The sequence below is a fragment of the Duganella sp. Leaf126 genome (assembly GCF_001423125.1).
Taxonomy (GTDB): Bacteria; Pseudomonadota; Gammaproteobacteria; order Burkholderiales; family Burkholderiaceae_D; genus Rugamonas.
In genome coordinates this window covers 18,867-44,210 of sequence record NZ_LMNW01000002.1, presented here as the reverse complement: position 1 = coordinate 44,210, position 25,344 = coordinate 18,867, and the positions used below count along the sequence as shown (strand labels likewise).

Annotated in this window: 24 protein-coding genes; 21 read left to right on the top strand and 3 right to left on the bottom strand. The window is 65.7% G+C overall.

Features of this window, described 5'->3' with window-relative positions; translation table 11 throughout:
- Window positions 1–230: 230 nt before the first annotated feature.
- The 19 genes from ASF61_RS03795 (at window position 231) to ASF61_RS03705 (ending at window position 20,397) form a co-directional block, all read left to right on the top strand.
- Window positions 231–1,388 carry a sugar phosphate nucleotidyltransferase gene (locus ASF61_RS03795; protein ID WP_056151331.1) on the top strand — a complete coding sequence of 386 codons (1,158 nt, stop codon included), beginning with the start codon at window positions 231–233 and terminating at the stop codon, window positions 1,386–1,388.
- Window positions 1,385–2,803, top strand: coding sequence for a mannose-1-phosphate guanylyltransferase/mannose-6-phosphate isomerase (locus tag ASF61_RS03790; RefSeq protein ID WP_056151329.1), 1,419 nt, complete (start codon window positions 1,385–1,387; stop codon window positions 2,801–2,803). Before ASF61_RS03795 ends, ASF61_RS03790 begins: the two co-directional genes overlap by 4 nt.
- A gap of 391 nt (window positions 2,804–3,194) precedes the next feature.
- Window positions 3,195–3,692, top strand: coding sequence for an FxDxF family PEP-CTERM protein (locus ASF61_RS03785; RefSeq protein ID WP_056151327.1), 498 nt, complete (start codon window positions 3,195–3,197; stop codon window positions 3,690–3,692).
- Window positions 3,693–3,884: 192 nt separating this feature from the next.
- Window positions 3,885–4,847, top strand: a complete 963-nt coding sequence (locus tag ASF61_RS03780) for a TIGR03790 family protein (protein ID WP_200919795.1) — start codon at window positions 3,885–3,887, stop codon at window positions 4,845–4,847.
- 120 nt (window positions 4,848–4,967) lie between these two features.
- Window positions 4,968–7,994 (top strand): ExeM/NucH family extracellular endonuclease, encoded by a 3,027-nt coding sequence (locus ASF61_RS03775; RefSeq protein ID WP_056151323.1) that lies wholly within the window; start codon window positions 4,968–4,970, stop codon window positions 7,992–7,994.
- A 9-nt stretch (window positions 7,995–8,003) separates the two neighbouring features.
- The gene (locus ASF61_RS03770; protein WP_056151321.1) at window positions 8,004–8,657 is read left to right on the top strand and encodes an NF038129 family PEP-CTERM protein; all 654 of its coding nucleotides are present in this window, start codon (window positions 8,004–8,006) and stop codon (window positions 8,655–8,657) included.
- 140 nt (window positions 8,658–8,797) lie between these two features.
- Window positions 8,798–9,529 (top strand): winged helix-turn-helix domain-containing protein, encoded by a 732-nt coding sequence (locus ASF61_RS03765; protein WP_056151319.1) that lies wholly within the window; start codon window positions 8,798–8,800, stop codon window positions 9,527–9,529.
- Window positions 9,526–10,431 (top strand): LuxR C-terminal-related transcriptional regulator, encoded by a 906-nt coding sequence (locus ASF61_RS03760; protein ID WP_056151317.1) that lies wholly within the window; start codon window positions 9,526–9,528, stop codon window positions 10,429–10,431. Before ASF61_RS03765 ends, ASF61_RS03760 begins: the two co-directional genes overlap by 4 nt.
- Before the next feature lie 162 nt (window positions 10,432–10,593).
- Window positions 10,594–11,040 (top strand): type II secretion system major pseudopilin GspG, encoded by a 447-nt coding sequence (gspG, locus tag ASF61_RS03755; RefSeq protein WP_056151315.1) that lies wholly within the window; start codon window positions 10,594–10,596, stop codon window positions 11,038–11,040.
- A 44-nt stretch (window positions 11,041–11,084) separates the two neighbouring features.
- A complete protein-coding gene (locus ASF61_RS03750; protein ID WP_056151313.1) occupies window positions 11,085–12,272 on the top strand; it encodes a type II secretion system F family protein in 1,188 nt (395 codons plus the stop codon).
- Window positions 12,269–14,008 (top strand): GspE/PulE family protein, encoded by a 1,740-nt coding sequence (locus ASF61_RS03745; RefSeq protein ID WP_200919794.1) that lies wholly within the window; start codon window positions 12,269–12,271, stop codon window positions 14,006–14,008. The genes ASF61_RS03750 and ASF61_RS03745 overlap by 4 nt, the downstream gene beginning before the upstream one ends.
- Complete coding sequence (locus tag ASF61_RS03740; RefSeq protein ID WP_056151311.1) at window positions 14,001–14,849, top strand: hypothetical protein; 849 nt, start codon at window positions 14,001–14,003, stop codon at window positions 14,847–14,849. Before ASF61_RS03745 ends, ASF61_RS03740 begins: the two co-directional genes overlap by 8 nt.
- Window positions 14,846–15,406, top strand: coding sequence for a PilN domain-containing protein (locus ASF61_RS03735; protein ID WP_229205700.1), 561 nt, complete (start codon window positions 14,846–14,848; stop codon window positions 15,404–15,406). Before ASF61_RS03740 ends, ASF61_RS03735 begins: the two co-directional genes overlap by 4 nt.
- Window positions 15,391–15,996 (top strand): hypothetical protein, encoded by a 606-nt coding sequence (locus ASF61_RS03730; RefSeq protein ID WP_156369442.1) that lies wholly within the window; start codon window positions 15,391–15,393, stop codon window positions 15,994–15,996. The genes ASF61_RS03735 and ASF61_RS03730 overlap by 16 nt, the downstream gene beginning before the upstream one ends.
- Window positions 15,993–16,661 carry a hypothetical protein gene (locus ASF61_RS03725; RefSeq protein ID WP_056151309.1) on the top strand — a complete coding sequence of 223 codons (669 nt, stop codon included), beginning with the start codon at window positions 15,993–15,995 and terminating at the stop codon, window positions 16,659–16,661. Before ASF61_RS03730 ends, ASF61_RS03725 begins: the two co-directional genes overlap by 4 nt.
- Window positions 16,661–18,847 carry a secretin N-terminal domain-containing protein gene (locus ASF61_RS03720; protein WP_056151307.1) on the top strand — a complete coding sequence of 729 codons (2,187 nt, stop codon included), beginning with the start codon at window positions 16,661–16,663 and terminating at the stop codon, window positions 18,845–18,847. The genes ASF61_RS03725 and ASF61_RS03720 overlap by 1 nt, the downstream gene beginning before the upstream one ends.
- Before the next feature lie 16 nt (window positions 18,848–18,863).
- On the top strand, window positions 18,864–19,334 hold the full coding sequence (locus ASF61_RS03715) for a type II secretion system protein (RefSeq protein WP_056151515.1): 471 nt from the start codon (window positions 18,864–18,866) through the stop codon (window positions 19,332–19,334).
- 2 nt (window positions 19,335–19,336) lie between these two features.
- On the top strand, window positions 19,337–19,714 hold the full coding sequence (locus tag ASF61_RS03710) for a type II secretion system protein (protein ID WP_056151305.1): 378 nt from the start codon (window positions 19,337–19,339) through the stop codon (window positions 19,712–19,714).
- Window positions 19,714–20,397, top strand: a complete 684-nt coding sequence (locus tag ASF61_RS03705) for a hypothetical protein (protein ID WP_056151303.1) — start codon at window positions 19,714–19,716, stop codon at window positions 20,395–20,397. Before ASF61_RS03710 ends, ASF61_RS03705 begins: the two co-directional genes overlap by 1 nt.
- A gap of 494 nt (window positions 20,398–20,891) precedes the next feature.
- Here ASF61_RS03705 and murJ read toward each other — a convergent pair whose 3' ends face one another.
- Window positions 20,892–22,436 (bottom strand): murein biosynthesis integral membrane protein MurJ, encoded by a 1,545-nt coding sequence (murJ, locus tag ASF61_RS03700; protein WP_056151301.1) that lies wholly within the window; start codon window positions 22,434–22,436, stop codon window positions 20,892–20,894.
- 180 nt (window positions 22,437–22,616) lie between these two features.
- Here murJ and rpsT point away from each other — a divergent pair, with 180 nt between their 5' ends.
- A complete protein-coding gene (rpsT, locus tag ASF61_RS03695; RefSeq protein WP_056151300.1) occupies window positions 22,617–22,889 on the top strand; it encodes a 30S ribosomal protein S20 in 273 nt (90 codons plus the stop codon).
- A gap of 119 nt (window positions 22,890–23,008) precedes the next feature.
- Here rpsT and ASF61_RS03690 read toward each other — a convergent pair whose 3' ends face one another.
- Complete coding sequence (locus ASF61_RS03690) at window positions 23,009–23,569, bottom strand: pseudouridine synthase (protein ID WP_056151298.1); 561 nt, start codon at window positions 23,567–23,569, stop codon at window positions 23,009–23,011.
- Between the two features lie 169 nt (window positions 23,570–23,738).
- On the opposite strand from ASF61_RS03690, the gene icd reads away from it, so the two are divergent.
- Window positions 23,739–24,995, top strand: a complete 1,257-nt coding sequence (icd, locus tag ASF61_RS03685) for an NADP-dependent isocitrate dehydrogenase (protein ID WP_056151296.1) — start codon at window positions 23,739–23,741, stop codon at window positions 24,993–24,995.
- A 66-nt stretch (window positions 24,996–25,061) separates the two neighbouring features.
- Here the strand turns inward: icd and ASF61_RS22545 are convergent, their stop codons facing one another.
- Window positions 25,062–25,265, bottom strand: a complete 204-nt coding sequence (locus ASF61_RS22545) for a cold-shock protein (RefSeq protein WP_055937397.1) — start codon at window positions 25,263–25,265, stop codon at window positions 25,062–25,064.
- Between the last annotated feature and the right edge of the window lie 79 nt (window positions 25,266–25,344).

Sequence of the window (25,344 nt, the reverse complement as noted above, 5' to 3'; positions counted from 1 at the left end):
CGTGGACGACCGGCTCTGCTATATTGCGCTGCGGGACACCAGCGCATGCTTCGCGCCCTTTCAACCTCATGTGCACATGCAGCATTTTGCACTGGTCAAGAAGTTGACGGTATGTCATGATCCGGTGCGACAGGACAGACAACACGGTTTGCAGCGGCCGCCGGTGCGCCACGACGTACGCGCGCCGCTCGCCTGTTCTACACATTTTTAACTATATAGAGGATTTCACGATGAAAGCTATGATCTTAGCTGCAGGCAAAGGTACCCGGGTGCGCCCGCTGACGTTCGATTTGCCCAAGCCGATGATACCTGTGCTGGGCAAGCCGGTGATGGCGTACCTGATCGAACACCTGGCCAAGTACGGCGTGAACGAGATCATGGTCAATGTCAGCTACCTGCACGAGAAGATCGAGGATTACTTCGGCGAGGGCCACCAGTATGGCGTCCAGATTGGCTACTCGTTCGAGGGCTACACCAATAACGAAGGCGAAGTGATCGCCGAAGCGCTCGGTTCGGCCGGCGGCATGAAAAAGATCCAGCAGTTCGGCGGTTTCTTCGACGACACCACGATCGTGTTGTGCGGCGATGCCGTGATCAACCTCGACCTGAAATCGGCTCTGTTTGAACACCGCCGCAAGGGCGCCAAGGCGTCCGTGATCTGCCGAGAAGTGCCTTACGACAAGGTTTCCAGCTACGGCGTGGTGGTCAGCGACAAGGACGGCCGTATCCAGCAGTTTCAGGAAAAGCCCAGTCAGGAAGAAGCGCTGTCGAACTTCGTCAGCACCGGCATTTATATCTTCGAACCTGAAATCCTCGACCTGATTCCGGCCGACACCGTGTTCGACATCGGTTCCGAGCTGTTCCCGCTGCTGGTCGAGAAAAATATCCCGTTCTTTGCCCAGAACCGCACCTTCAACTGGATCGACATCGGCAGCGTCAAGGATTACTGGGAAGTGTCGCAGAGCGTCATGATGGGCGAGGTCGCGCACATGGACGTGCCGGGCATCCAGCTCTCGGACGGCATCTGGGTCGGCCTGAACACCAGCATCAACTGGGAAGGCACGACCATCGAAGGCCCGGTCTACATTGGCTCAGGTTGCAAGATCGAGGCTGGCAGTACTATTATTGGCCCAACCTGGATCGGCCATGGTAGCCACATTTGCGCTGGCGCAAAGATTGTGCGCAGCGTGCTGTTCGAATACACGCGCGTGTTCCAGGATGTGAGCCTGGAAGAAATGATCGTCTTCAAAGAATACAGCGTCAACCGCGCTGGCGAAATGAAGCACGTGTCCGAGTACACCGCCAGCGAGTGGACCAACGCCCGCGACCGTCGCGCCAAGCCGCGTGACGAGGTGGAAGACGTAGCGGAGAAAGAGAAAATCGCTTGAAAATTTATCCCGTCATCCTGTCCGGCGGTGCGGGCACCCGCCTGTGGCCGCTGTCGCGCGCAATGATGCCCAAGCAGCTGCTGCCGCTGGTATCGCAGCGCTCGATGTTGCAGGAGACGGTGATGCGCCTGCCAGAAGGGGAGACGATGGCGGCGCCCCTCATCGTGTGTGGCAGCGACCACCGCTTCATGGTGGCCGAGCAGATGCGAGAGATCGGTATCGCTTCGCTCGGCATTTTGCTTGAAAGTACAGGGCGTAACACGGCCCCCGCTGTGGCCGCTGCCGCCCATTTCCTGCTGGCGCAGGATCCCGACGCCGTCATGCTGGTGCTGCCGGCTGACCATGTCATCGAAGACCGCGCCGGCTTCCATGGTGCGATAGCCCGCGCGGCAGAGCTGGCCGAGAACGGTGCGCTGGCGACGTTCGGCATCCTGCCGACTTCGCCTGAAACCGGCTATGGCTACATCCGACGTGGCACGCCTGTCGCCGCCGAATCGGGCAGTTACCGTGTCGAGCGTTTTGTGGAAAAGCCGGACCTGGCCACCGCGCAGGGTTTTCTTGCCGACGGCGGCTATTACTGGAACAGCGGCATGTTCGTGTTCCAGGCCCGGACCTATGTCGACGAATTGCGCGCCTTGCAGCCGGCCATGGAGGCGTCTGCCGCCGAGGCCGTCCGCCTCGCATACCGCGACCTCGACTTCTGCCGCCTCGACGAAGCCGCTTTTGCTGCCTCGCCGTCGGAGTCGATCGATTACGCGGTCATGGAGCATACCCGGCGCGCAGTGGTGGTGGCTGCCGACATCGGCTGGAACGATGTCGGTTCCTGGTCGGCGTTGTGGGAAGTGCAGCAGCGCGATGTCGAAGGCAACACCACGCGCGGCGATGTCTATCTCGATGGCGTAACGAACAGCCTGGTGCGGGCGGAAAGCCGTATCGTGGCCGTGATCGGTGTCCGCGACCTGGTTGTCGTGGAGACTGCCGATGCCGTGCTGGTCACCCACCGCGATCGCGTACAGCGCGTCAAGAAAGTGGTCGAGCGGCTCCACGCCGATCACCGCACTGAGCATCTGCATCATCGCCGCGTGTACCGGCCGTGGGGGTCTTACGAGGGCATCGACGTTGGCGACCGTTTTCAGGTCAAACGCATTGTCGTCAACCCCGGCGGCAAACTGTCGCTGCAAATGCACCATCACAGGGCCGAACACTGGATCGTGGTCAGCGGCACGGCGCGCGTCACCTGCGGCGATACGGTGACCTTGTTGTCCGAAAATCAATCGACCTACATTCCGATCGGAATGAATCACCGCCTGGAAAACCCCGGCAAATTGCCGCTGCACCTGATCGAGGTGCAGTCGGGCAGCTATCTCGGCGAAGACGACATCGTCCGTTTCGAAGACGTGTACCAGCGCGCCTGATTGTCTGTGATTCCGGCCAGGCATGCTTGCCTGGCCCTTCTCAGGGCGCCCGCCCCAGCTTTTTTTCACTGATTAATCACTTCTTTTTCAAAAGTGCGGCTTTTTTGCATCACCTGACGCAAGCCTTTGATTTTTCTAGGAAATCTTTTGCTGCAGAAGCAATGTCATGTGGCTTTCATAATGGTATTTTCATACTGTGAAACGCGTCTATTCCTCGCGGAAATATTTATCCCGCAATGTAAAATTCTTTCAATAAAATTATTTAAGGTAAGTAAATTACAACAGGAAAACTGAAGTGCTGTGTTATGATGAATGCAGTTGCAGTAAAAACACTGTAGTCAAAATACATCTGGCGCCGAGGGCTGCCGATTAACCTCAAGGATATTTCCAAATGAAATTCAAAATGCTCGTCGCCAGTCTGCTGGCCGTTGCCTCGTTCAGTGCTGCTGCTGCGGACCAGCGCGTTCAGATTTACGTCACGCCACCGACCTCGAACGACAACCACTTCAACGGCCTGAAAATCGGTAACGACGGCCTGCTGTCCGGCGGTCTCGATGTGATCACGATGTACGGTCTGGCCCCAGGCGTGTACAACGTTGCCGTCAGCATCAGCAGCCAGAACATCAACTTCGACGCCACCAAGTCCAACCTGAACGGTTCGCTGGGTACCTTCGGTCCGCTGGGCAAGGGTCAATTCGGCTTCCTGGCTTCGACCGACAAGACCCCATTCGTGCTGAACCTGTTCGGCACCGCGAAAGCCGGCGCCACCTACAGCGCCGACATCACCGTGACCGCCGTACCGGAACCAGAAACCTATGGCATGATGGTTGGCGGCCTGGCGCTGCTGGGCTTCATGGCCCGTCGTCGCAAAGCCAAGAACGCTGCCTGATCTGTCAGGCAAGCGGGCAGGGCGGCAACGCCGCCTGCCGACCACGATCCCCCGCGCGCAAGCCCGGGGGATTTTTTTATGGCGCGCCGGTCCACCCTCTATAATGACGTCAGCCCGGTCGTGCCGACCGGGGAGCATGAGGGCAGGGCGATGCGTGGTGCAAAGTGGTTAGCGCTGGGATGGTTGGGCAGCATGATGGCGGCCGGCGCCCAGGCCGCGCTGGGACCGTCCCAGCTGGCGCTGGTCGTCAACGACAACGAACCGAACAGTGTCGCCCTGGCTGCGCTGTACCGCGAGGCGCACCAGGTGCCGGAAAAAAACCTGATCCACGTGCGGCTCGACCCGCGCGCGCGCAAGCTCAGCCCGGAAGAATTCGCCCCGGTCCGCGAGCAGATCCTGGGCCAGCTGGCGCCCGGTATCCGTGCTGTGCTGATGGTGTGGACCGTCCCCTACGCGGTCGGCTGCAACGCCATCACTGCGGCGCTCACGCTCGGCTACGACGCCGACCAGTGCAGCGCGCCCTGCGGCCCCGGCAAGGCCAGCGCCTATTATGGCGACACCGGCGCGGCGCTGCCCGCCGCAGCGGCCATGCGCATCAGCATGCTGCTGCCCACCACCTCGCTCGACCTCGGCAAGGACCTGATCGCGCGCGGCACTGCGCGCAACTTCCGTCTGCCGCAGGCCAGCGCCTATTATCTGACCACGTCCGACACTGCGCGCAGCGCGCGTGCGCGGCTGTTTCCGCCGTCCGGCAGGATCAAGTCGCACGAGCTGACCATCCGGAACATGCATGCCGACGTGCTCGAAGGCGCCAGCGACATCATGGTGTACCAGACCGGCATGGTGCGGGTGGACAAGCTCGAGACGCTGAAATTCCTGCCCGGCGCGCTGGCCGACCACCTGACCTCGACCGGCGGCGACCTGCTGGGGACTAACCAGATGAGCAGCCTGCGCTGGCTGGAGGCGGGCGCCACCGCCAGTTACGGCACCGTGTCCGAGCCGTGCAACTACTGGCAGAAATTTCCGCAACCAGCAGTATTGCTCAAGCGCTACCTGAGCGGCGACAGCGCGATCGAGGCCTACTGGCACAGCGTGGCGTGGCCGGCGCAGGGCCTGTTCATCGGCGATCCGCTGGCCGCGCCGTACGCGCGCTGAAGTCGGCTGGCGCTGCAGGCGATTGATCCATTCGGACCAAGCGCTTGTCATGATGTCGTCATGCAGATCCAATAATATACAAAATGCAATATTCAAAACATTTTGTTAACCGGATCGCATATGAACCCTTTCAGCACCGCCCCAGCCCAGCCGGGCTCCCGCACCCTGATTGCCGCCGCCCTGCTGGCGGCCTTGTCCGCCCAGGCGCGGGCCGATGCGCCCGTCGTCATCAGCCAGGTGTACGGCGGCGGTGGCAACAGCGGCGCCACGTATAAAAACGATTTCATCGAAATTTTCAACCGCAGCAGTGCTGCGGTCGATATCAGCGGCTGGAGCGTGCAGTATGCCAGCGCCGCCGGCAGCAGCTGGAGCGTGACGCGGGTGCCCGCCAACACGGCCGTGCTGGAGCCGGGCCAGTATTTCCTGTTCCAGCAGGCTGCCGGCAGCGGCGGCTCGACCGAGCTGCCGACGCCGTACGTCAGCGGTACGCTGGCCATGAGCGGCAGCGCCGGCAAGGTGGCGCTGGTGTCGAACGGCACCGCGCTCTCCGGCGCCAGCCCGAGCAGTGGGGCGCTGGTGGACCTGTTCGGCTATAACGCCAGCGGTTTCGAAGGCGCCGCCGGTCCCGGCCTGTCCAATACCACCGCTGCGCTGCGCGCCAACGGCGGCTGCACCGACACCGACAACAATGCCAGCGATTTCACCACCGGCGCGCCGAACCCGCGCACGACCGCCAGCCCCCGCCAGCAGTGCGGCGTGCCCGCGCAGCCACCGATCGTGCCAGCCTGCCCGGCCAACTTGGCGCTGGCCGTGGGCCTGGGCGGGACCGCCGGCCTGTCGGCCAGCGATGCCGACGGCGTCGTCAATGCAGCCACCATTACCGCCGGCGCGGCCGGCGGCATCGCGCTGACCGACTTCCAGGCGGCCCCTGCTACGGGCGGCACGGCAACCGTCAATCTGACCGTGGCGGCCAGCCTGGCGGCCGGCAATTACCCGGTCACCATCCGCTTCGATAACGACCAGTCACAGCAGGCGGTCTGCACGGTCAATGTGCAGATTGCAGCGGCGGCCGGGGTCACGCGCACCATTCCGCAAATCCAGGGCAGCGGCGCGGCCAGCCCGGTGGCCGGCACAGTCCAGACCACCGAAGGCGTGGTCACGGCCAAGGTCGGATCGGGCTTCTTCATCCAGGACGAGGTCGGCGACGGCGATCCGCAAACCTCGGACGGCCTGTTCGTCTACACCACGGCCGCCAACACCGGCACCGTGCAGGTCGGCGACCGCATCCGCATCACCGGCACCGTCACCGACTACGCGCCGGCAGCGGGCGGCCAACCCTACACCGAGCTGACCAACGTCACCGCGATCGTCGGCCTGGCCAAGAATATCGTCATCGCGCCGACCAATATCGAGCTGCCGTACGCCGACCTGACGCAGGTCGAAGGCATGCTGGTGCGCTTCAACAATGCGCTGACGGTGTCGCAGCTGCAATACCTGGCCGACCGCGGCGAAGTGACGCTCTCGAGCGGACGGCTGGAAGCGCCCACCAACCGCTATCGTCCCGGCACGCCGGAAGCGGTGGCGCTGGCAGCGGCCAACGCGCGCAACCAGATCATTCTCGATGACGGCATCTTCACCACGCCGACCGTGATCCCGTACCTCGGCGCCGACGGTTCGCTGCGCGCCGGCGACACCGTGTCCGGCCTGACCGGCGTGGTGGACTTCGGCGCCAAGGGTGGTGGCGGTGCGGGCTTCAAGCTGCAGCCCACGGTCGCCCCCGTGTTCTCGCAGGATAATCCGCGCACGGCGCCGCCGGCGCTTGCCAGCGGCAACGTCAAGGTCGCCAGCGCCAACGTGCTCAATTACTTCACCACCTTCACCAACGGTGGCAACGCCCTCGGACAGACCGGGCAGGGTTGCAGCATCGGCGGCGGTGCGCCATCGCGGTCGAACTGCCGCGGCGCCGACAACCTGCTCGAATTCCAGCGCCAGACCGCCAAGATCGTCGGCGAACTGAAGGCGCTCGATGCCGACGTGGTGGGGCTGATGGAAATCCAGAACGACGGCGACTACACGGTGTCGCAACTGGTCGAGGCGCTCAACGCGGCCATCGCGCCGGGCACCAGGACCTATGCGGTCGTGCCCAAGCCGGTGACCACCGGCACCGACGCCATCCGTGTAGCGATGATCTACAAGCCCGCTGCGCTGACGCTGCAAGGCCAGGCCCTGACCGACAGCGATGCCATCAACAACCGTCCGCCGATGGCGCAAACCTTTGTTGCGCCCAACGGCGCCAGGTTCACGGTCGTGGTCAATCACCTGAAGTCCAAGGGTAGCTGCCCGTCCGCGTCGAGCGCCGACGGCGACAAGGGCGACGGCCAGAGCTGCTGGACCGCCACCCGCGTCAAGCAGGCACAGCGCCTGGTCGGCACGTTCGTGCCGCAGGTGGTCGCGGCCGCCGGCGATCCCAAGGTGCTGCTGATCGGCGACTTCAATGCCTATGGCCATGAAGATCCGATCCAGGCGATTACCAGCCAGGGCTTCGTGAACCAGCTCGAGCGCTTCGTGCGCGGCGCCGGTGTCATGCCGTATTCGTTCGTGTTCAACGGCGAGGCGGGCTATCTCGACCACGCACTGGCCAGCGCCGCCCTCAGCGCGCAGGTGGCCGACGCTGCCGAATGGCACAACAACGCGGACGAGCCGGTCGCGGTCGATTACAACCTCGACGGCAAGCCGCAGGACAAGTACACCAGCGCACCGTACCGCGCCTCGGACCACGATCCGGTGCTGCTGCGCCTGAATCTGGCGGGCCCGCCGGCCGATATCTCGGCCAGCGTGCGCACGGCCAACTCCGGCCTGGTATTTTCCCGCGCCAGCAACAAATGGAGCGGCACGGTGAGCATCACCAACACGGCCGCCACCGCGCTGACCGGACCGCTGCAGATCGCCCTGAAAGGCTTGCCGGCCGGGGTAACGCTGTCCAACGCCAGCGGCACACAAGCGGGCGCCGCCGGCAGCACGCCGTACATCACGGCCCCGGTGGACACGCTGGCCCCGGGCGCCACGGTGACCGTCCCGGTCAGCTTCACCCGTACCGGCAGCGCCGCCATTACCTACACCACCACCGTCTACAGCGGTACTTTCTAAGGAATCAGCATGTTCAACCCTACGCTTACTTCGCTGCGCCGTGCGGCCCTGGTGCTGGCGCTGAGCGCCTGCGCCGGCCTGGCTTCGGCCGCCTCGGCTTTCCATATCGAACTCGACACCGCTGCGCTGGCGGCTACCCACGGCAACAGCGGCTGGATCGACCTGCAGTTCAACCCCGGCAACAGCGGCACGCCGTATGCCCAGGCGCAGCTGAGCCATTTTTCCGGGTTCGGCGATCCATCGACCGCCGTCACCGCCGGCAATGTCAGCGGTTCGCTGGCCGGCGCTTACGTGATCGGCAATAACGACGCCGGCGGCTACAACGACCTGTTCCATGCCGTCAATTTCGGCAGCAAGGTCGGTTTCACGGTCACCTTCAGCGGCGAGCTCGATCCGTCGCTGTCGGCGTTCGGTTCCACCTTCGGCGTGTCGCTGTTCGACCGCAGCGGCACCGTCGCGCTCGGCGCCGGCGCCGCCAGCGACGCGCTGGTGCTGCTGACCTGGACCTCGCTCGGCAGCGCAACTTCCGTCCCGCTGGCAAACCAGATCGGCACCACGGTCAATGCCGTGAGCGCCGTGCCGGAGCCGCAGGGCTGGCTGATGCTGGGCGCCGGCCTGGCGCTGCTGGGCGCTATCGCGCGCCGCCGCCGTCAGCAGGGCTGAGCGCCAGCGACGCCAACGCGCCCCGCAGAGCAGAGCCTCGGGGCGCGATTTATTTGCCGGCGCTATAAATGATGTAAGGAAAAGATATTAGTCAGGCCGCTGCTGGATGTTGCATAGTGTTATTTTTACACGGATATGCCATGCCAGCCGCCCACATCCTGGTCATCGACAGCGACCGCGCGACCCAGCAGCTGCTCGCCTTCAATCTCGGCATGGCAGGCTATCGCGTGCGCTGTGCGGACGACGCCGCATGCGCGCTGCCGCTGTTTGCCGGCGACTGCCCCGACCTGGTCGTGATCGACTGGTCCCTGCCTGAATCCGTGCCCAAGATGTCCGGTCTGGCGCTGCTGCGTTGCCTGCGCGCGCAGCCGCGCACCGTGGCGTTGCCGGTGATGATGGTGAGCGCACGCGCCGGCGAAGCGGACAAGGTCATCGCGCTCGAGAGCGGCGCCGACGATTACCTGACCAAGCCCTTCGGTCCGCGCGAAATGGTGGCGCGCATCCACGCCTTGTTGCGTCGTGCGCAGTGCGGCGCTGCCCGTCCTGCGCACGACTATGGTGACGGGACAGGGGAGCGGGGCGGCAGCCTGCGGCTCGATCCGCACACGCTGCGCGTGACCGCCGGCGCGCGCGAGCTGGCGCTGGGGCGGGTGGAATTCAAGCTGCTCGACGTGCTGATGCGCCATCCGGGCCGCATCCACAGCCGAGCCCAGCTGCTCGACCAGGTCTGGGGCAACGCCGTGTGCATCGAAGAGCGCACCGTCGATACCCACGTCGGCCGTCTGCGCAGCGCCCTGCAGCCGGCCGGCTGGCAGCGCCGCATCGAGACCGTGCGCGGCAGCGGCTACCGCTTCGTGGGCGCTGCCGCATGAGCGGGCAGGGCGCCCCGGTCATGCTCAGCCTGCGCGAGCAGGAATACCTGCTGCTGGCGCTGGAGGCAGCGCTGCCGGTGACCGACACCCGCCAGTTTTTCCTGTGGACCCAGGGGCCGTTGCAAGCGCTGCTGCCGCACCAGGTGATGGTGGCGCTGCACTTCGATGCCGGCGAGCGCCTGCTGCATGTCGAATGCCAGCACAGCACGGTGCTGGACGTGGAGCTGCGCCACTGCCTGGCCGCCGAAGACGGGGTGGCCGTGGCGCTGGCGCGCCATTGCCTGCGGCACGATACCCGCTCGCTGCTGCTTGATGCGGACAGCGGCGTCAGCAGCACTGCAGCTGCTGCCACCGCGCCGTTCCTGACGCCGCTGCGCGCGCTCGGTGTCGATAACCTGGTCTTGCACAGTACCGGGCGCCTGGCGGCCGGCGCCAGCGTGTTCGTGCTGCTGGGCCTGCCCCAGCGGCCGCATGCGCGCCACGCCCGGTTCCTGGCCCTGCTGCTGCCGCAGTTGCACATGATGATGCAACAGCTGACGCAGCGTGAGCTGGCGCAGTGCCAGCTGACGCAGTGCGAGCTGGGGCAGGGCCAACCGGGGCAGCGCGGCGCGGGCAGGCGCGAGCCGGCGCAGGGCGCCATGGACCCGCACGACGGTGCGCGCGGCGCGGCGCTGGCGCGTCCGGTCAGCGCGCGCGAAACCGAGATCCTGCACTGGGTGCGCGAAGGCAAAAGCAATGTCGAGATCGGCCTGATCCTCGGCATCAGCGGCCTGACGGTCAAGAACCACTTGCAGCGGCTGTACCGCCTGCTGGGGGTGTCTAACCGCACCCATGCGATCGCGCGCGGGGCCGCCCTGCGGCTGTTCGACCGTGCAGCCGTGCCGCTGGCGCGCGCAGCGTGACCAAAGCAACACACTTGCCGCCCCGGTGCGCCACAATCTGCGGCCGGGGCCGATGAAAAAGATTGTCTTCCAAGCAAACCGCGTGGTAGCCTAACCGGGTGGTTGCCGTACGATGTCGCGGGCAACAGGTAACACCGGAACCAAGACTAAGGGAGTGGCTGGATGGATGTAGTAAACAGGCGCGCGCAGACTGTAGCGGGCGGCAACGATTCGGCCGGTTTCACCTTGCTGGAACTGCTGGTAGTCATCGTGATCATCGGTTTGCTAGCGGCCTACGTGGGCCCCAAGTATTTTTCGCAACTGGGCAAGTCCGAAGTGACGATGGCCAAGGCGCAAATCAATTCCTTCGAAAAAGCGCTCGATACTTTCCGTCTCGATGTCGGCCGCTATCCGAACACGGAAGAGGGGCTGAACGCCTTACTGGTGGCCCCGCCCACGGCTGGCGCACGCTGGAACGGGCCCTACCTGCCCAAGGTGCCGTCTGATCCATGGGGCCGCGCTTACCAGTACAAGGCGCCCGGCGCCAAGGCTGATTTCGAGATCACCTCGCTCGGCCGTGACGGCCAGCCCGGCGGCAGCGGCGAGGACGCCGACATCGTCTCGCAATAAGCCCGGCGCCGTCAGACCGGTCCATCCCGAAAGCCGAGATCATCATGCAGTTCGACGTACGCACCCTGTCGGCCGAGATGGTCATTTCCCATCTCGTGATCGACGGCCGCGACGAGGCCGATGCGCGCCGCCAGGTCGAGGCGCGCGGCCTGTTCGTCAGCGCCATCACGCCTGCCGGCAAGGGCTTGCGCGCCGGCGGCAAGCGCAGCGCGCTGTCGCTGGTGCTGTTCAGCCAGGAGTTGCTGGCGCTGCTCACGGCCGGCCTCGGCATTGTCGAAGGACTGGAAGCGCTGCTGGAAAAAGAAGCCAATCCCGCCACCCGCGGCGTGCTCGAGCGTCTGCTGGCCGGGTTGCGCGAAGGGCAGCGCTTTTCCGCCGTGCTGGCCGAGCAGCCCGACCTGTTCCCGCCGCTGTACATCGGCATCGTCAAGGCGGCCGAAGGCACGTCGGACCTGCCGCGTTCGCTCGCGCGCTACATCGACTACCAGCAGCGCATCGACCTGGTGCGCGGCAAGCTGGTGTCGGCCGCGATTTACCCGTGCATCCTGCTGCTGGTCGGCGGTGGCGTCAGCATGTTTTTGATCGGTTACGTGGTGCCGCGCTTTGCCGAGGTGTACCAGGGCGCCGGGCGCAACCTGCCGTGGCTGTCGCAGCAGATGCTGAACTGGGGCCAGTTCGCCAGCGCCCACACCGCGCTGCTGCTGGCCATCATGGCCTGCGTGCTGGCGTTGTTGGTGCTGGGCGTGCGGCGGCTGGCGCGCAACGGCGGCGTGGTACGGCTGCTGGGCCGCCTGCCCGGCATCGGCGAGCGGGTGCGCATCTACGAACTCTCGCGTCTGTACCTGACGCTGGGCATGCTCAGCGAAGGCGGCATCACCATCATCCACGCCATCAACACGGTGCAGGGCATGGTCTCGGCCGGCTTGCGCCAGCATCTGCAGGCGGCGCGCGCCGACATCGAATCGGGCCAGCCGCTGTCCACCGCTTTCGAAGCGCACCAGCTGACCACGCCGATCTCGCTGCGCATGCTGCGCGTGGGCGAGCGTACCGGCGACATGGGGCCGATGCTGACCCAGTCGGCCGCCTTCTACGACGGCGAAATCTCGCGCTGGATCGAACGGTTTACGCGCACCTTCGAGCCGCTGCTGATGGCCGGCATCGGCCTGGTGGTCGGCGCCATCGTGGTGCTGCTGTACATGCCGATCTTCGATCTGGCGGGAGACATGTCATGAGCGCCGATCTGCTGATGGTGCCAGCGCCGGCGCCGGTGCCGGTGCTGGACGCCGCCCTGCTGGCGCGTGCGCGCCACCTGCGCGCGCAATCGAAGCGCACGCTGGTCGAGGAACTCGAAGACCTGACCGGCGCCGAACCGCGCGAGCTGGTGCGGGCGCTGGCGCAGCCGTTCGCCCTGCAGGTGCTGGAGACGGCCGACATGCTGGCCTGCGCACCGGCGTTCGACCTGCTGCCGCTGTCGCAGGCGATGGCGCGCCACTGCGTGCTGCTGCGCACGCTGCCGGCGCAGGCCGCGGCGCCTGCCGACCAGCTGCTGGCCGTGATCGCCGATCCGTTCGACCTCGATCTGCAAACCTGGCTGTCCACCCAGGCGCGCGCCACGCCGCATGCGCCGCTGACAATACGGCTGGCCTTGCAGGCCGACATCCAGGCCTATCTGTCCAAGCAGGAGGAATCGGCGCGCGCCACCGACACCCTGCTGCCCGGCGCCAGCGAAGGGCGGCGCGACGGCAAGACCGCTGCCGTGCTGTCGTTCGCCTCGGTGTCGGAAGCGGCCAGTCCCGCCGTGCGGCTGGTCAATTCCACGTTGTACGATGCGCTCAAGGCCGGCGCCTCCGACATCCACCTCGAAAGCACGGCCGGCGGGCTGGCCGTCAAGTACCGCGTCGACGGGGTGCTCGATCACGCCACCGCCGTCAACGGCATCGAAGTGGCCGAGCAGATCATCTCGCGCCTGAAGGTGCTGGCCGAACTCGATATCGCCGAGCGCCGCGTGCCGCAGGACGGCAGCTTCCGGGTGGAGGCCAACGGCCGCGAGATCGACCTGCGCGTGTCGATCATGCCCAGCATCCACGGCGAGGATGCGGTGATCCGGATTCTCGACAAGCGCGCCATGATCGAAGCGTATGGTTCGCTCACGCTGGAGGCGCTCGGTTTCGATGCGCCGTCGCTGGCTACCCTGCGCGTGCTGGCGCAGGAGGCCTACGGCATGCTGCTGGTGACCGGGCCGACCGGTTCGGGCAAGACCACCACGCTGTACGCGGCGCTCACCGAGATCCACAACGGCCGCGAGAAGATCATCACCATCGAAGACCCGGTCGAATACCAGCTGCCCGGCATCCTGCAAATCCCGGTCAACGAAAAAAAGGGCCTGACCTTTGCCAAGGGCCTGCGCTCTATCCTGCGCCACGACCCGGACAAGATCATGGTGGGGGAGATCCGCGACCGCGAGACGGCCGAAATCGCCGTGCAGTCGGCGCTGACGGGCCACCTGGTGCTGACCACCGTGCACGCCAATAACGTGTTCGACGTGTTCGGCCGCTTTACCCACATGGGCATCGATCCGTACGCCTTCGTCTCGGCGCTGAACGGCATCTGGGCCCAGCGCCTGGTGCGCATCAACTGTCCGCACTGCGCCGCGCCCTACACGCCGGACGACGCCGAGCTGGCCAGCGTGGGCCTGCGCCGCGCCGAAGCGCAGGATTACCTGTTCATGCAGGGCAAGGGCTGCGGCGACTGTCGCGGCACCGGTTACAAGGGCCGCCGCTCGATCGCCGAGATCCTCACGCTCAACGACGAGATCCGCGAACTGATCGTCGACAAGCGACCGATCCGCCAGATCAAGCAGGCGGCGCACGCCAACGGCACCCGCAGCCTGCGCCTGGCCGCGCTGGAGCTGGTCAGGCGCGGCGGCACCACGCTCACTGAAATCAAACGGGTGACCCTGCATGCGTAAAGCTTTCGGACTACCGCCGCACTGGGGGCAATCGCTGCGCATCGGCGTGTCGGCGCATGGCGTCAGCCTGCTGCGCGTGCGCCGCTGGCGCGGGGCGCCGGTGACGGTGCTGGCCGAGCATCGCTTTGCCCCGCCTGCGCCGGCGCCGTCCGCGGCCGATCCGATCGCCATCGCCAACGCCTTGCGCGCGCTGTTGCAGGAACACGATGTGGCAGGCTGGCCGGCGGCGTTCGTGCTGGCCGACGACCTGGCGCGCATGTGGCGCGTGACGCCGCCGCAGGGCGCCACCCGGCTCGACGATCTGCAGGCCGCAGCCGGCCTGCGCTTCCAGGCGCTGTATGGCGAGCCGCCGTCGGCCTGGCAGATCGGCGCCGACTGGCACGCCACGCAGCCGTTCTTTGCCGCCGCCGTGCCGCGCGTGTTGACCGCTGCCCTGCTGGCGCTGGCCGACGAATGCCGGCTGGCCGTGGTGGGCATCGAGCCGCAGTTCGTCAGCGTCTGGAACCGCTGGCATGGTGCGCTGGCGCCCGGCGCCTGGTTCGCGCTGGTGCACGACGGCCTGATGACGCTGGCGCCGCTGGCCGACGATGGCGTGCGGTCGCTGCGCGTGCTGCCGGTGCCGCCCGGCGCCGACCAGGCCTGGCTTGCCGCCACCTTGCAGCGCGAAGCATTGCTGCTCGACCTGCCGCCGCCGGCGCTGTTGCAGGCCTGCGGCGCCGTGCCGGCGCCGTGGCTGCGGGCCGGCACGGCATCGGCCCCGGGCTGCGCCGCGCTCGACCACGCGCACCGGATCGACAGCCACTCCGTGGTGGCGCAACTGGCCTGGGGAGGGGCGCCATGACTGCCCGCCGTGCGCGCGCGATGCGCATCGATTTCGCGCCGCGCAGCCTGCGCCGCGCGCTGTTCCATACCCGCCCGGCGTTGCTGGCGCTGGGCGCGGCTGGCGTGCTGCTGTGCGCTGGCGCGGTATGGTCCGCCACCGCACTGGCCGACGACCGCGCCGAGCGCGCCCGGCAGCTGCAGCAAGTACAGGAGCGCGCGGCGGCGATGTCGGCGCGGCCGGTGCAGGTGGCTGCGGTGGCGATTCCCGAGGCCCAGGCGGCCTTCGTCAACGGCGCCATCGCGCAACTGAATCTGCCGTGGCGCGCGCTGCAGGATGCGGTGGCGTCGGCCACGCCGCCGACCATCGCATTGGTGGCGCTCGAGCCCGATGCACGCAAGCAGGTGCTCAAGATCACGGCCGAAGCGAAATCGAGCGACGACATGGTCGATTATGTCTCGCAGCTCAAGCAGCAGGATACCTTCAGCGCGGTGGCGCTGACGCGGCACGATGTGCAGGAGACCGATCCCAACCGGCCGCTGCGTTTTCAACTGGAGGCCAAATGGGTAAGCCGCTGAGTCCCGGTGCAGGCAATGGCGCTGGCAGCGCGCTTGACGCCGCCCGTCTGCAGGCACTGGTGTTGCGGGTGCGGCTGGCGCTGGCGCGCCTCGGTGCGCCGGCCTGCGTGGCGCTGGTGCTGTGCCTGGCCGGTGCGCTGGCGTGGGCCTGGCTGCTGCCGCAGCGGGCGGCGCAGGCGCGGCTGATGGCGCAGCCGCTGCCCACGCCGGCGTCGCTGCTGGCGCAGCAGCCGGCGCTGCAGCCGCCGTCGGCCAACCAGAACCTCGCCGATTTCTACGCGACGCTGGGCGAGAAGCGTCATGCCGAGCAGCAGGTGCGCCTGCTGTTCGACCTGGCCGCCAAATCGGGGCTGGTGCTGAACCAGGGCGAGTACAAGTCGGCCTACGACAGGGCCAGCCGGGTCAGCACCTACCAGATCACGCTGCCGGTCAAGGGCGGCTACCAGCCGCTCTGGCAGTTTGCCATGCAGGGCTTGCGCGACATGCCGTTCGCCGCGCTCGACGAAGTGAGCTTCCGCCGCGAGACCATCGCCGAGCCGGCGGTGGAGGCGCGCCTGCGCTTCACGCTGTATCTGAAGGACGGGCCATGAAGCCATACCAGGTCGTGATGGGACTGGCGCTGATTGGCGCGGCGGCGCTGCTGCTGTTCGGCGACCGCACGCCGTCCGGCGCAATCGTCGAACCGGTGGCGCACCGGGGCGCCGCCGCAGAGGCTTCTGCCGCTGGCGCGAGGAACCATGGCAGCGACACGGCCGGTGCCGACGGCAACGCTGGCGCTGCACGGGGACGGGGCGGCAGTGCCGCTGCAGCCGCCGGTGGCACGCGCGCCGGCGAACCTGGTGGCCGGGGCGTGAACGCCGGCGCCAGGGCCGATGTCGCCATCGCGCGCCTGGTGCCGCGCGCGCAGCTGGTCGGCGCAGCCGGCGATCCCGGCTTCGGCGCGGGCGAGGGAATTTTTCTGGGCCAGAACTGGAATCCGCCGCCGCCCCAGCCGACCGCCGCCGAACGGGCTGCCGCCAATGCGCCGCCGCCACCGCCCATGGCGCCGCCGGTGCCCTACACGTACTTCGGCAAGGCCGTGCAGGATGGCGCCTGGGAAGTGTACCTGGCGCGCGGCGACAAGACCTATGTCGCCCGCAGCCAGAGCGTGATCGACGGCGCCTGGCGCGTGGACCGCATCGCGCCGCCGCTGCTCACGCTCACCTACCTGCCGTTGAATCAGGTGCAACAGATAAATATTGGAGCAATCGACTGATGGGAAACTCGAACCGGCGTCGCCTGGCGCTGCCCTCCCTGCCACCGCTGCTGGCGCTCGTGCTGGCCCTGAGCGGTTGCGCCGGCCAGATGGCTTACCGCGATGGCAATACCCTGATCGCGCAAGACCAGGTGGAGGCGGGCTTGCTCAAGTACCAGGAAGCGCTCAAGGCCGAACCGACCAATGCCGAATACCGCGCCGCCTACGTGCAGGCGCGCGACCGCGCTACCCAGCGCTTCATCCGCGACGCCGACCGCCAGCTGGAAAATGGTCAGCCGGAACTGGCCGAGCAGGGCTGGCGCCGCGCGCTGGCGCTGGACCCGGCCAATGAACGCGCCCGCGCCGGGCTGCGCGCGCTCGAACGCAACCAGCGTCAGGCCAAGCTGCTGGCAGTCGCGCGCGAGCACGTGACCAGGGGGGAATACGACCAGGCCAAACAGCGTCTCAATGCGCTGCTGGCCGAAACGCCGTCGAACGAGCCGGCACGCCAGCTGCTGCGCGAAGTGACGGAGAAGACCGCACCGACCGTGGCCGAAACCGGCCTGGCGAAAGCGTACAAGCAGCCGATCACGATCGAGTTCCGCGATGCCCCGCTCAAGCAGGTGTTCGAGGTGATCTCGCGCCGCTCCAACCTGAACTTCGTGTTCGACAAGGACGTCAAGACCGACCAGCGCACCACGGTCCTGCTGCGCAACAGCACGGTGGAAGCGGCGATCTACTTCCTGCTGCTGACCAATCAGCTCGAACAGCAGGTGATGGACGCCAACACCGTACTGATCTACCCGAACACGGCGGCCAAGCAGAAGGAATACCAGGAGATGACGGTCAAGACCTTCTACCTGGCCAATGCCGACGCCAAGATGGTGGCCAACACCCTCAAGACCATCCTCAAGACGCGCGACGTGGTGGTCGATGAAAAGCTCAACCTGCTGATCGTGCGCGACAACCCGGAAGCGATACGGCTGGCCGAGCGCGTGATCGCCACCCAGGACATGCCGGAGGCGGAAGTGATGCTCGAGGTGGAAATCCTCGAGGTCAAGCGCAGCACGCTGCTCAACCTCGGCGTGCAGTGGCCGACCAGTATCGGCATCACGCCGCTGACGCAGTTGGCCGATGGCGCCACCATCAACGAACTGCGCAACCTGAACTCGGATCGCATCCTGCTGTCCGGGATCAACGGCGCCATCAACATCAACAAGACCGACACCGATTCCAACCTGCTGGCCAACCCGCGCATCCGCGTGCGCAACAAGCAGAAGGCCAATGTCGTCATCGGCGACAAGCTGCCGGTGGTTACGCCGACCGTGTCCGGCGGCGTGGGCGGTTTTGCCAGCGAAACCGTCACCTACGTCGACGTCGGCCTGAAGCTGGCGGTGGAGCCGACCATCTACCTGAACGACGAAATCGCCATCAAGGTGGAACTCGAAGTGAGCAACCTGGTCAGCACGCTGACCACCAAGAATGGCAGCACCGCCTACCAGCTCGGCACGCGCCAGGCCGGCACCACGCTGCAGTTGAAGGACGGCGAGACCCAGGTGCTGGCAGGCCTGATCAACAACGAGCAGCGCGGCACCGGCAACAAGATACCGGGGGCCGGCGATCTGCCGATCCTGGGCCGGCTGTTCGGCACCCAGCGCGACGACAACCAGAAGACCGAGATCGTGCTGTCGATTACGCCGCGCCTGATCCGCAACGTGCAGCGCCCCGAGGCCACGATCTCTGAATTCTCGGCCGGTACCGAAGCGAGTTTCCGCCGCCGTCCCGACCTCACTGCGCGTCCGGCCGTGCAGATGCCGGCCCTGCCGGGCGCCCAGCCACGCGCTGGCGCCAATGCGGTGATCGAGCTGTCGCCGCCCGCGCAAACGGCGCCGGTGACCTTGTCGCCGTCGCAACCCTCGGGGCCGTCGCCGAAGCAGCTGCAGATGCAGCAGCAACAGCAGCAGATGCAGCAGAATCAGCGCCAGCCAGCGCAACCGGCAGAGCAGCCGGCGGCGGAACCCGTACCGCAGGCAGCGCCAGCGCCAACCGGATCGGCACCCGCACCTGCCCCTGCCCCTGCCGCGCCAGCCGCAGCGGACGAGTCGCCGATTCCATCGGTGCCGCCGCCGGTGCAGGACGTGCCGCTGTCGCGCGGCCAGCCCGCGCCGCTGCCGCCGGCGTCGGGCCAGCCGCGTCCTTTGCAGTGAACGGCAGTTGACCGCCATGCGCGCGCGCGGTTTCACGCTGATCGAGTTGCTGGTGACGCTGGCCATCGTCGGCCTGCTCGGCGCACTGGTGATCCCGACCGCGCAGGTGGTGGTGCAGCGGCGCCAGGAGCAGGACTTGCGCGAGGCGCTGCACCAGATCCGCAGCGCCATCGACGCCTACAAGCTGGCCTACGACCAGGGGCGCGTGACGCGCAGCGTGACCTCCACCGGATACCCGCGCAACCTCGAGGTACTGGTCGACGGCGTGCCCGATATCCAGAATCCCAAGCAGGCCAAGATCTATTTTCTGCGCCGGGTGCCGCGCGACCCGTTCAATGCCGATACGTCGCTGACCGAGGCGCAAAGCTGGGGCAAGCGCAGCTACGCCAGCGAGGCCGACGATCCCAAGGAGGGCGAAGATGTCTATGATGTGTACAGCTACAGCGAGAAGGTGGGGCTGAACGGCGTGCCCTACAAAAAGTGGTGACCATGAAAAAAATAAGCCGGGGCTTCACGCTGATCGAACTGCTGGTGGTGCTGGGCATCGTTGCACTGATGCTGACGCTGGCCGTACCGCGCTACTTCCCCAGCGTGGACAAATCGAAGGAAGTGGTGCTGGCCGATAACCTGCGCAATCTGCGCGGCCTGATCGACCAGTACTACGGCGACACCGGCCGCTATCCCGATTCGCTCGACCAGCTGGTGGAAAAAAAATACCTGCGCGCGCTGCCGCGCGACCCGGTCACCGACAGCGACACTACCTGGATCATCGTGCCGCCCGAGGATGGTTTGAAGGGCAATGTGTACGACGTCAGGAGCGGGGCGCCGGGCAACGACCGCAACGGCAAGCCTTACGCCGAGTGGTAATGCGCCGCCATGCTGCGCGCCGCGCCGGCGGCTTCACCTACCTGAGCGTGATTATCGTGGTGGCGATCATCGCGCTGGTGGCCGCTGCCGCGCTTAAACTCGGCGCCACGGTCCAGCGCAGCCGCGCCGAGCAGCAGCTGCTGGTGATCGGCGCCGCCTTCAGCGACGCCCTGCAAAGCTATGCCGACGCGACGCCGGCGGGCCAGCCGCCGCAGCCGCCATCGCTCAAGGATTTATTGCGGGACCCGCGCTTTCCCACGCCGCGCCGCCACCTGCGCAAGATCTTTGTCGATCCGATGACGGGCAAGGCGGAATGGGGCATCGTCTATGTCGGCGGGCAGTCTGGCGTGCTGGCCGTGTACAGCCTGTCGGACGCGCGCCCGGTCAAGATCGGCAATTTCCCGGCGCGGTTCCAGAGCCTGGCGGGCAAGCAGAAGATTTCGGACTGGCGGTTCGTGGCGGCCGGTCCCGGTGCAGCCGTCGGCGCGGGCCCGAACACGGGCGCCGCACCCGATGCGCCGCCACCGAACGTTGCGCCAGGCCAGGCAGTGCCGCCGGCCGGGACGCCGCCAGCCCAGCCGCCGCCAGCCGAACCGGAGACTTCGACACCGCAGGAGCCGGCGCCGGAGCCGGAGCCGCCACCCGACCCGGCGCCGGAAGCGAAACCCGCACCGCAAGGGTGACGCCACCCACACCGCAGCCGCAAGCATGAACGCAGCACCACCGCAGCCACCTGCGCCTCGGCCGCAGCGCCATGCGGTACCGCATCCATAGCGCAGCCACCTGCACCTCGGCCGCAATCTCGAGGTGACCGCATCCGCGAGGGCACGAGCGCGAAGCAAGCGCAAACATAGTCCAGCCGCGAGCGTCACCGCATCCGCGCCCCGCGCGCGACGCAACTGCAACCATCGCCCCACCGCAAGCGTCAGCGCATCCACACCGCAGCGGCACGCGTAGCCTCAACAGCGAGCGTCACCGCTTCAACACCGCAGCCGAGCGCGTGGCCGCAACAGCGAGCGTCATGGCAGTCCACACCGCAGCCGCACGCGTGGCCGCAACGGCAAGCGTCACCGCGACGTCAGCCATGAGCGTGGATGTCAGCCGATCTTTTTACCTAAACGGCAGTTCCCGCTTGCTGGTGCTACGGCTCCGCAAGCGTCGTGCGCGCAATGGAAAATCAGCGCGCCATGCGCTTGAAGTCGCGCGGCCGGAAGCCCATGGCCAGCAGCGCGCCGAAGTACACAACGCAGCACACGCCGATCACCAGGAACAGCGCGCCGATGCGCAGCAGGGTCTGGTGGCGCATGGCCAGCCAGTCGATGTGGCTGGCGCCGTACCAGGCGGTGACGCCCATCAGCGCGCAGGCGACCACCAGCTTGACGAAGAACAGCGGCCAGCCTGGCTGGGGGCGGTAGATGTCGCGCTTGCGCAGGCCGGCAAACAGGAAGCTGGCGTTCACGCAGGCGCCCAGGCTGATCGACAGCGCCAGGCCGGCCACGGCCAGGTGCGGCACGAAAATCATGTTCATCAGCTGGGTGGCGACCAGCACGCCGAGCGCGATGCGCACCGGCGTGCGGATGTCCTGCTGCGCGTAGAACGCCGGCGCCAGGGTCTTGACCAGGATGATGCCGAGCAGGCCCACGCTGTAGGCGATCAGGGGCTCGGACGATGCGCGCGCGGCAGCAGCGGTAAATTTACCGTTTTGGAACAGTGTGGCGATCAGCGGCTCGGCCAGCGTGGCCAGGCCGACGGCAGCCGGCATGGCCAGCAAAAAGGTCAGGCGCAGGCCCCAGTCGAGCAGCGCCGAATATTCCTCGCGGTCGCCGCTGCTGTTGGCTTTCGACAGGCTGGGCAGCAAGATTGTGCCCAGCGCCACGCCCAGCAGGGCGGTAGGAAACTCCATCAGGCGGTCGGCGTAGGTGAGAAACGAGATACTGCCCTCGGCCAGGCGCGAAGCGATGCCGGTGTTGATCAGCAGGCTGATCTGGGCGGCCGACACCGCGAACACGGCCGGTCCCATTTTTCTGAGCACGCGGCGCACGCCCGGATCGCGCAGGCCGATCGCCGGATTCCACGACAGCCGCGGCAGCATGCCGATCTTGATCAGGGCCGGAATCTGGATCGCCACCTGCAGCACGCCACCGACGAACACGGCGATCGCCATCGCGTAAATCGGCTGCGCCAGGTGCTGCTGCAAAAACAGCGAAGCCAGGATCGAGGCGATATTGAGCAAGACCGGCGTGAAGGCGGGGATCTTGAACTGGCTCCAGGTATTGAGGATGCCGCCGGCCAGCGCCACGAAGGCCATGAACGAGATATACGGGAACATCAGGCGCGTCATCCAGACGCCGGCGTCGAACGACTCCGGCGCCAGGCCGCCGCCCACCGCCAGCAGCAGCGCCGGCGCGGCGACGATGCCGATCACGGTCACCACCAGCGTGGCCCATACCAGGGTAGTGCCCACGTGGTCCGCCAGCGAGCGCGTTTCCTCCGGGGTCTTGTTATTCTTGTACTCCGACAGGATCGGCACGAAGGCTTGCGAGAACGCGCCTTCGGCAAACAGCCGGCGCAGCAGGTTGGGCAGGCGGAAGGCGATATTGTAGGCGTCGGTCAGGCCGCCGGCGCCGAAGGCGCGGGCGAACAGGATGTCGCGCAACAAACCGGTGATACGGGACAGCATGGTCATGCTGGAGATGGCGGCGAGGGTTCTGAGCAAGTTCATGGGGCATGATTATAGTTGCTCCGACAGGAAAAGATCGCTATAATCGCTGGCTGTACAGAATTCTGTTATGCAGACAATAATTGTTTGGCAGGCAGCAGTTTGACTCACTTGGTTCGGCTCACGAACGACCTGTTTGGCAAACGATAATGTTTGCAAACTACCTTTATTTTAGGAAATTCCATGGCAAATACCGCACAAGCGCGCAAACGTGCTCGTCAAGCAGTTAAACAAAACGCGCACAACTCGGCGCAGCGTTCGACCCTGCGCACCGCAATCAAAGCAGTTCGTAAAGCGATCCAGGCTGGCGACAAAGCCGCTGCTGCTGAAATCTTCCAGAAATCGGTGTCGACCATCGACAGCATCGCCGACAAGAAGATCATCCACAAGAACAAGGCCGCTCGCCACAAGAGCCGTCTGGCTGCTGCTGTCAAGGCACTGGCTACCGCCGCTTAATTCCCGCTTCGGGCATTGCAGCAAAAAACCCGCCTGGCTTCGGCCAGCGCGGGTTTTTTCGCATGGGGCTCCCGCCATGCCACGGTGCCGCAGCGCCGGCCGCAGCCGGCGCTGCCCGGCTAGCCCCTCAGATCTTGCGCGGACACGGCCATCCACTCGCCCGGCATCAGCGGGTGCGACGCCAGCGACAGCGCGCCGATCGCGGTGCGGATCAGGCGCAGCGTCGGCAAGCCGACGGCTGCCGTCATCCGCCGCACCTGGCGGTTTTTCCCCTCCTGTAACGTGATCGCCAGCCAGCTGGTCGGCTGGTCTGCGCGCTGGCGGATCGGCGGGTGGCGCGGCCAGAGCCATTCGGGTTCGGCGATGCGCACCGCCTTGCACGGCAGGGTGGTGAAGTCGCCGAGGTCGATCGGCGCCTGCAGCCTGGCCAGGCTGTCGGCATCGGGCACGCCATCGACCTGCACCAGGTACACCTTGGCTTCCTTGTGGTCGGGGTGGGCGATCGTGTGCTGCAGCTTGCCGTCATCGGTCAGCAGCATCAGGCCTTCGCTGTCGTAGTCGAGGCGGCCGGCAGGATAGATGCCGGGGATGGACAGGTGGTCGGCCAGCGTGGCCTTGCCATCCTGCGGCGAAAACTGGCACAGGACCTGGAACGGTTTATTGAAAAGGATGAGAGCCATGCTGTATTGGTAAGATTGGTGTACGCTGGCGCCTCGCATGATAGTCGTGCATAATGCAAAACATTGTCTTATGTCTTATAGAAGACTAAGAAGCCAAGAAGGCTCGCCCAGCGTCTGGTTCTGGTGCAGCATTGTAGCTGTTTGCCTGGTGTCCATTTAGGAGTATGCGATGTACCAACATATCAATGTCCCCGCCGACGGCCGGAAAATCACCGTCAACGCCGATTTTTCCCTGAATGTACCAGAGAACCCGATCATTCCCTTCATCGAGGGCGACGGCACCGGCATCGATGTCACGCCGGTGATGATGCGGGTGGTCGACGCTGCGGTGGCCAAGGCTTACGACAACGCCCGCAAGATCCACTGGATGGAAATCTACGCCGGCGAAAAATCGACGCGCGTGTATGGCCCGGACGTCTGGCTGCCCGAAGAAACGCTGTCTGCGCTGACCGATTACGTGGTGGCTATCAAGGGGCCGCTGACCACACCGGTCGGTGGCGGCATCCGTTCGCTCAACGTCGCGCTGCGCCAGCAGCTGGACCTGTACGTCTGCCTGCGCCCGGTGCGCTATTTCCCCGGCGTGCCGTCGCCGGTCAGGGAGCCGGAAAAGACGCAGATGGTGATCTTCCGTGAAAACTCGGAAGACATCTACGCCGGCATCGAGTACGAACAGGGTTCGGCAGGCGCGAAAAAGCTGATCGACTTCCTGGTCAACGAGATGGGCATCAAGAAGCTGCGCTTCCCGGACACCTCGGGCATCGGCGTCAAGCCGGTGTCGATCGAAGGCACGCAGCGCCTGGTGCGCAAGGCCCTGCAGTACGCGATCGACCACGACAAGCCTTCGGTCACCATCGTCCACAAGGGCAACATCATGAAGTACACCGAAGGCGGCTTCCGTGACTGGGCTTACCAGCTGGCGGTCGCGGAATTCGGCGCCGAACTGATCGACGGCGGCCCGTGGTGCAAGTTCAAGAATCCGAAGACGGGGCGCGACATCGTGGTCAAGGATTCGATCGCTGATGCATTCCTGCAACAAATTCTGCTGCGCCCGGCCGAGTACAGCGTGATTGCCACGTTGAACCTGAACGGCGACTATATTTCCGATGCGCTCGCTGCGCAGGTGGGCGGCATCGGCATCGCGCCGGGCGCCAACCTGTCGGACTCGGTCGCCCTGTTCGAGGCCACGCACGGCACCGCGCCCAAGTATGCGGGCAAAGACTACGTGAATCCCGGGTCGCTGATTCTGTCGGCGGAAATGATGTTGCGCCACATGGGCTGGACCGAAGCGGCCGACCTGCTGATCAAGTCGATGGAGCGCTCGATCATGTCGAAAAAGGTCACCTACGATTTCGCCCGCCTGATGGATGGCGCGACCCAGGTCTCGTGCTCGGGCTTTGGCGAGGTGATGGTGGAAAACATGGCGTAGACAGCCGGGGTGTACGGACGAAAAAAAACCCCGCAGACGGGGTTTTTTTACACCTTGGCCACGATATTACGAGGACTGGATGTTGGAAGCTTGCTTGCCTTTAGGGCCTTGCGTGACTTCGAATTGAACTTTTTGACCTTCTTTGAGGGTCTTAAAACCGTTCATGTTGATTGCGGAGAAGTGTGCGAACAAATCTTCGCCGCCGTCATCTGGAGTGATGAAGCCAAAACCTTTGGAATCATTGAACCACTTAACAGTACCTGTTGCCATAAAAAGAACTTTCAAAATTAAAACTGATCACACGAGCCATAAAAGCAAGAAGCTTCTTGCCTCTCCTTACGCCTAACAA

Excerpts from the sequence above, each read along its gene's own strand:
- ASF61_RS03715 (WP_056151515.1), top strand. The coding sequence starts at position 18,864 with ATGCGCGCGCGCGGTTTCACGCTGATCGAGTTGCTGGTGACGCTGGCC.
- ASF61_RS03745 (WP_200919794.1), top strand. The coding sequence starts at position 12,269 with ATGAGCGCCGATCTGCTGATGGTGCCAGCGCCGGCGCCGGTGCCGGTG.
- ASF61_RS03775 (WP_056151323.1), top strand. The coding sequence starts at position 4,968 with ATGAACCCTTTCAGCACCGCCCCAGCCCAGCCGGGCTCCCGCACCCTG.
- ASF61_RS03735 (WP_229205700.1), top strand. The coding sequence starts at position 14,846 with ATGACTGCCCGCCGTGCGCGCGCGATGCGCATCGATTTCGCGCCGCGC.
- ASF61_RS03780 (WP_200919795.1), top strand. The coding sequence starts at position 3,885 with ATGATGGCGGCCGGCGCCCAGGCCGCGCTGGGACCGTCCCAGCTGGCG.
- ASF61_RS03725 (WP_056151309.1), top strand. The coding sequence starts at position 15,993 with ATGAAGCCATACCAGGTCGTGATGGGACTGGCGCTGATTGGCGCGGCG.
- ASF61_RS03750 (WP_056151313.1), top strand. The coding sequence starts at position 11,085 with ATGCAGTTCGACGTACGCACCCTGTCGGCCGAGATGGTCATTTCCCAT.
- rpsT (WP_056151300.1), top strand. The coding sequence starts at position 22,617 with ATGGCAAATACCGCACAAGCGCGCAAACGTGCTCGTCAAGCAGTTAAA.
- ASF61_RS03730 (WP_156369442.1), top strand. The coding sequence starts at position 15,391 with ATGGGTAAGCCGCTGAGTCCCGGTGCAGGCAATGGCGCTGGCAGCGCG.
- ASF61_RS22545 (WP_055937397.1), bottom strand. The coding sequence starts at position 25,265 with ATGGCAACAGGTACTGTTAAGTGGTTCAATGATTCCAAAGGTTTTGGC.
- ASF61_RS03785 (WP_056151327.1), top strand. The coding sequence starts at position 3,195 with ATGAAATTCAAAATGCTCGTCGCCAGTCTGCTGGCCGTTGCCTCGTTC.
- ASF61_RS03795 (WP_056151331.1), top strand. The coding sequence starts at position 231 with ATGAAAGCTATGATCTTAGCTGCAGGCAAAGGTACCCGGGTGCGCCCG.
- ASF61_RS03760 (WP_056151317.1), top strand. The coding sequence starts at position 9,526 with ATGAGCGGGCAGGGCGCCCCGGTCATGCTCAGCCTGCGCGAGCAGGAA.
- ASF61_RS03740 (WP_056151311.1), top strand. The coding sequence starts at position 14,001 with ATGCGTAAAGCTTTCGGACTACCGCCGCACTGGGGGCAATCGCTGCGC.
- ASF61_RS03705 (WP_056151303.1), top strand. The coding sequence starts at position 19,714 with ATGCGCCGCCATGCTGCGCGCCGCGCCGGCGGCTTCACCTACCTGAGC.
- icd (WP_056151296.1), top strand. The coding sequence starts at position 23,739 with ATGTACCAACATATCAATGTCCCCGCCGACGGCCGGAAAATCACCGTC.
- murJ (WP_056151301.1), bottom strand. The coding sequence starts at position 22,436 with ATGAACTTGCTCAGAACCCTCGCCGCCATCTCCAGCATGACCATGCTG.
- ASF61_RS03770 (WP_056151321.1), top strand. The coding sequence starts at position 8,004 with ATGTTCAACCCTACGCTTACTTCGCTGCGCCGTGCGGCCCTGGTGCTG.
- ASF61_RS03765 (WP_056151319.1), top strand. The coding sequence starts at position 8,798 with ATGCCAGCCGCCCACATCCTGGTCATCGACAGCGACCGCGCGACCCAG.
- ASF61_RS03710 (WP_056151305.1), top strand. The coding sequence starts at position 19,337 with ATGAAAAAAATAAGCCGGGGCTTCACGCTGATCGAACTGCTGGTGGTG.
- gspG (WP_056151315.1), top strand. The coding sequence starts at position 10,594 with ATGGATGTAGTAAACAGGCGCGCGCAGACTGTAGCGGGCGGCAACGAT.
- ASF61_RS03720 (WP_056151307.1), top strand. The coding sequence starts at position 16,661 with ATGGGAAACTCGAACCGGCGTCGCCTGGCGCTGCCCTCCCTGCCACCG.
- ASF61_RS03690 (WP_056151298.1), bottom strand. The coding sequence starts at position 23,569 with ATGGCTCTCATCCTTTTCAATAAACCGTTCCAGGTCCTGTGCCAGTTT.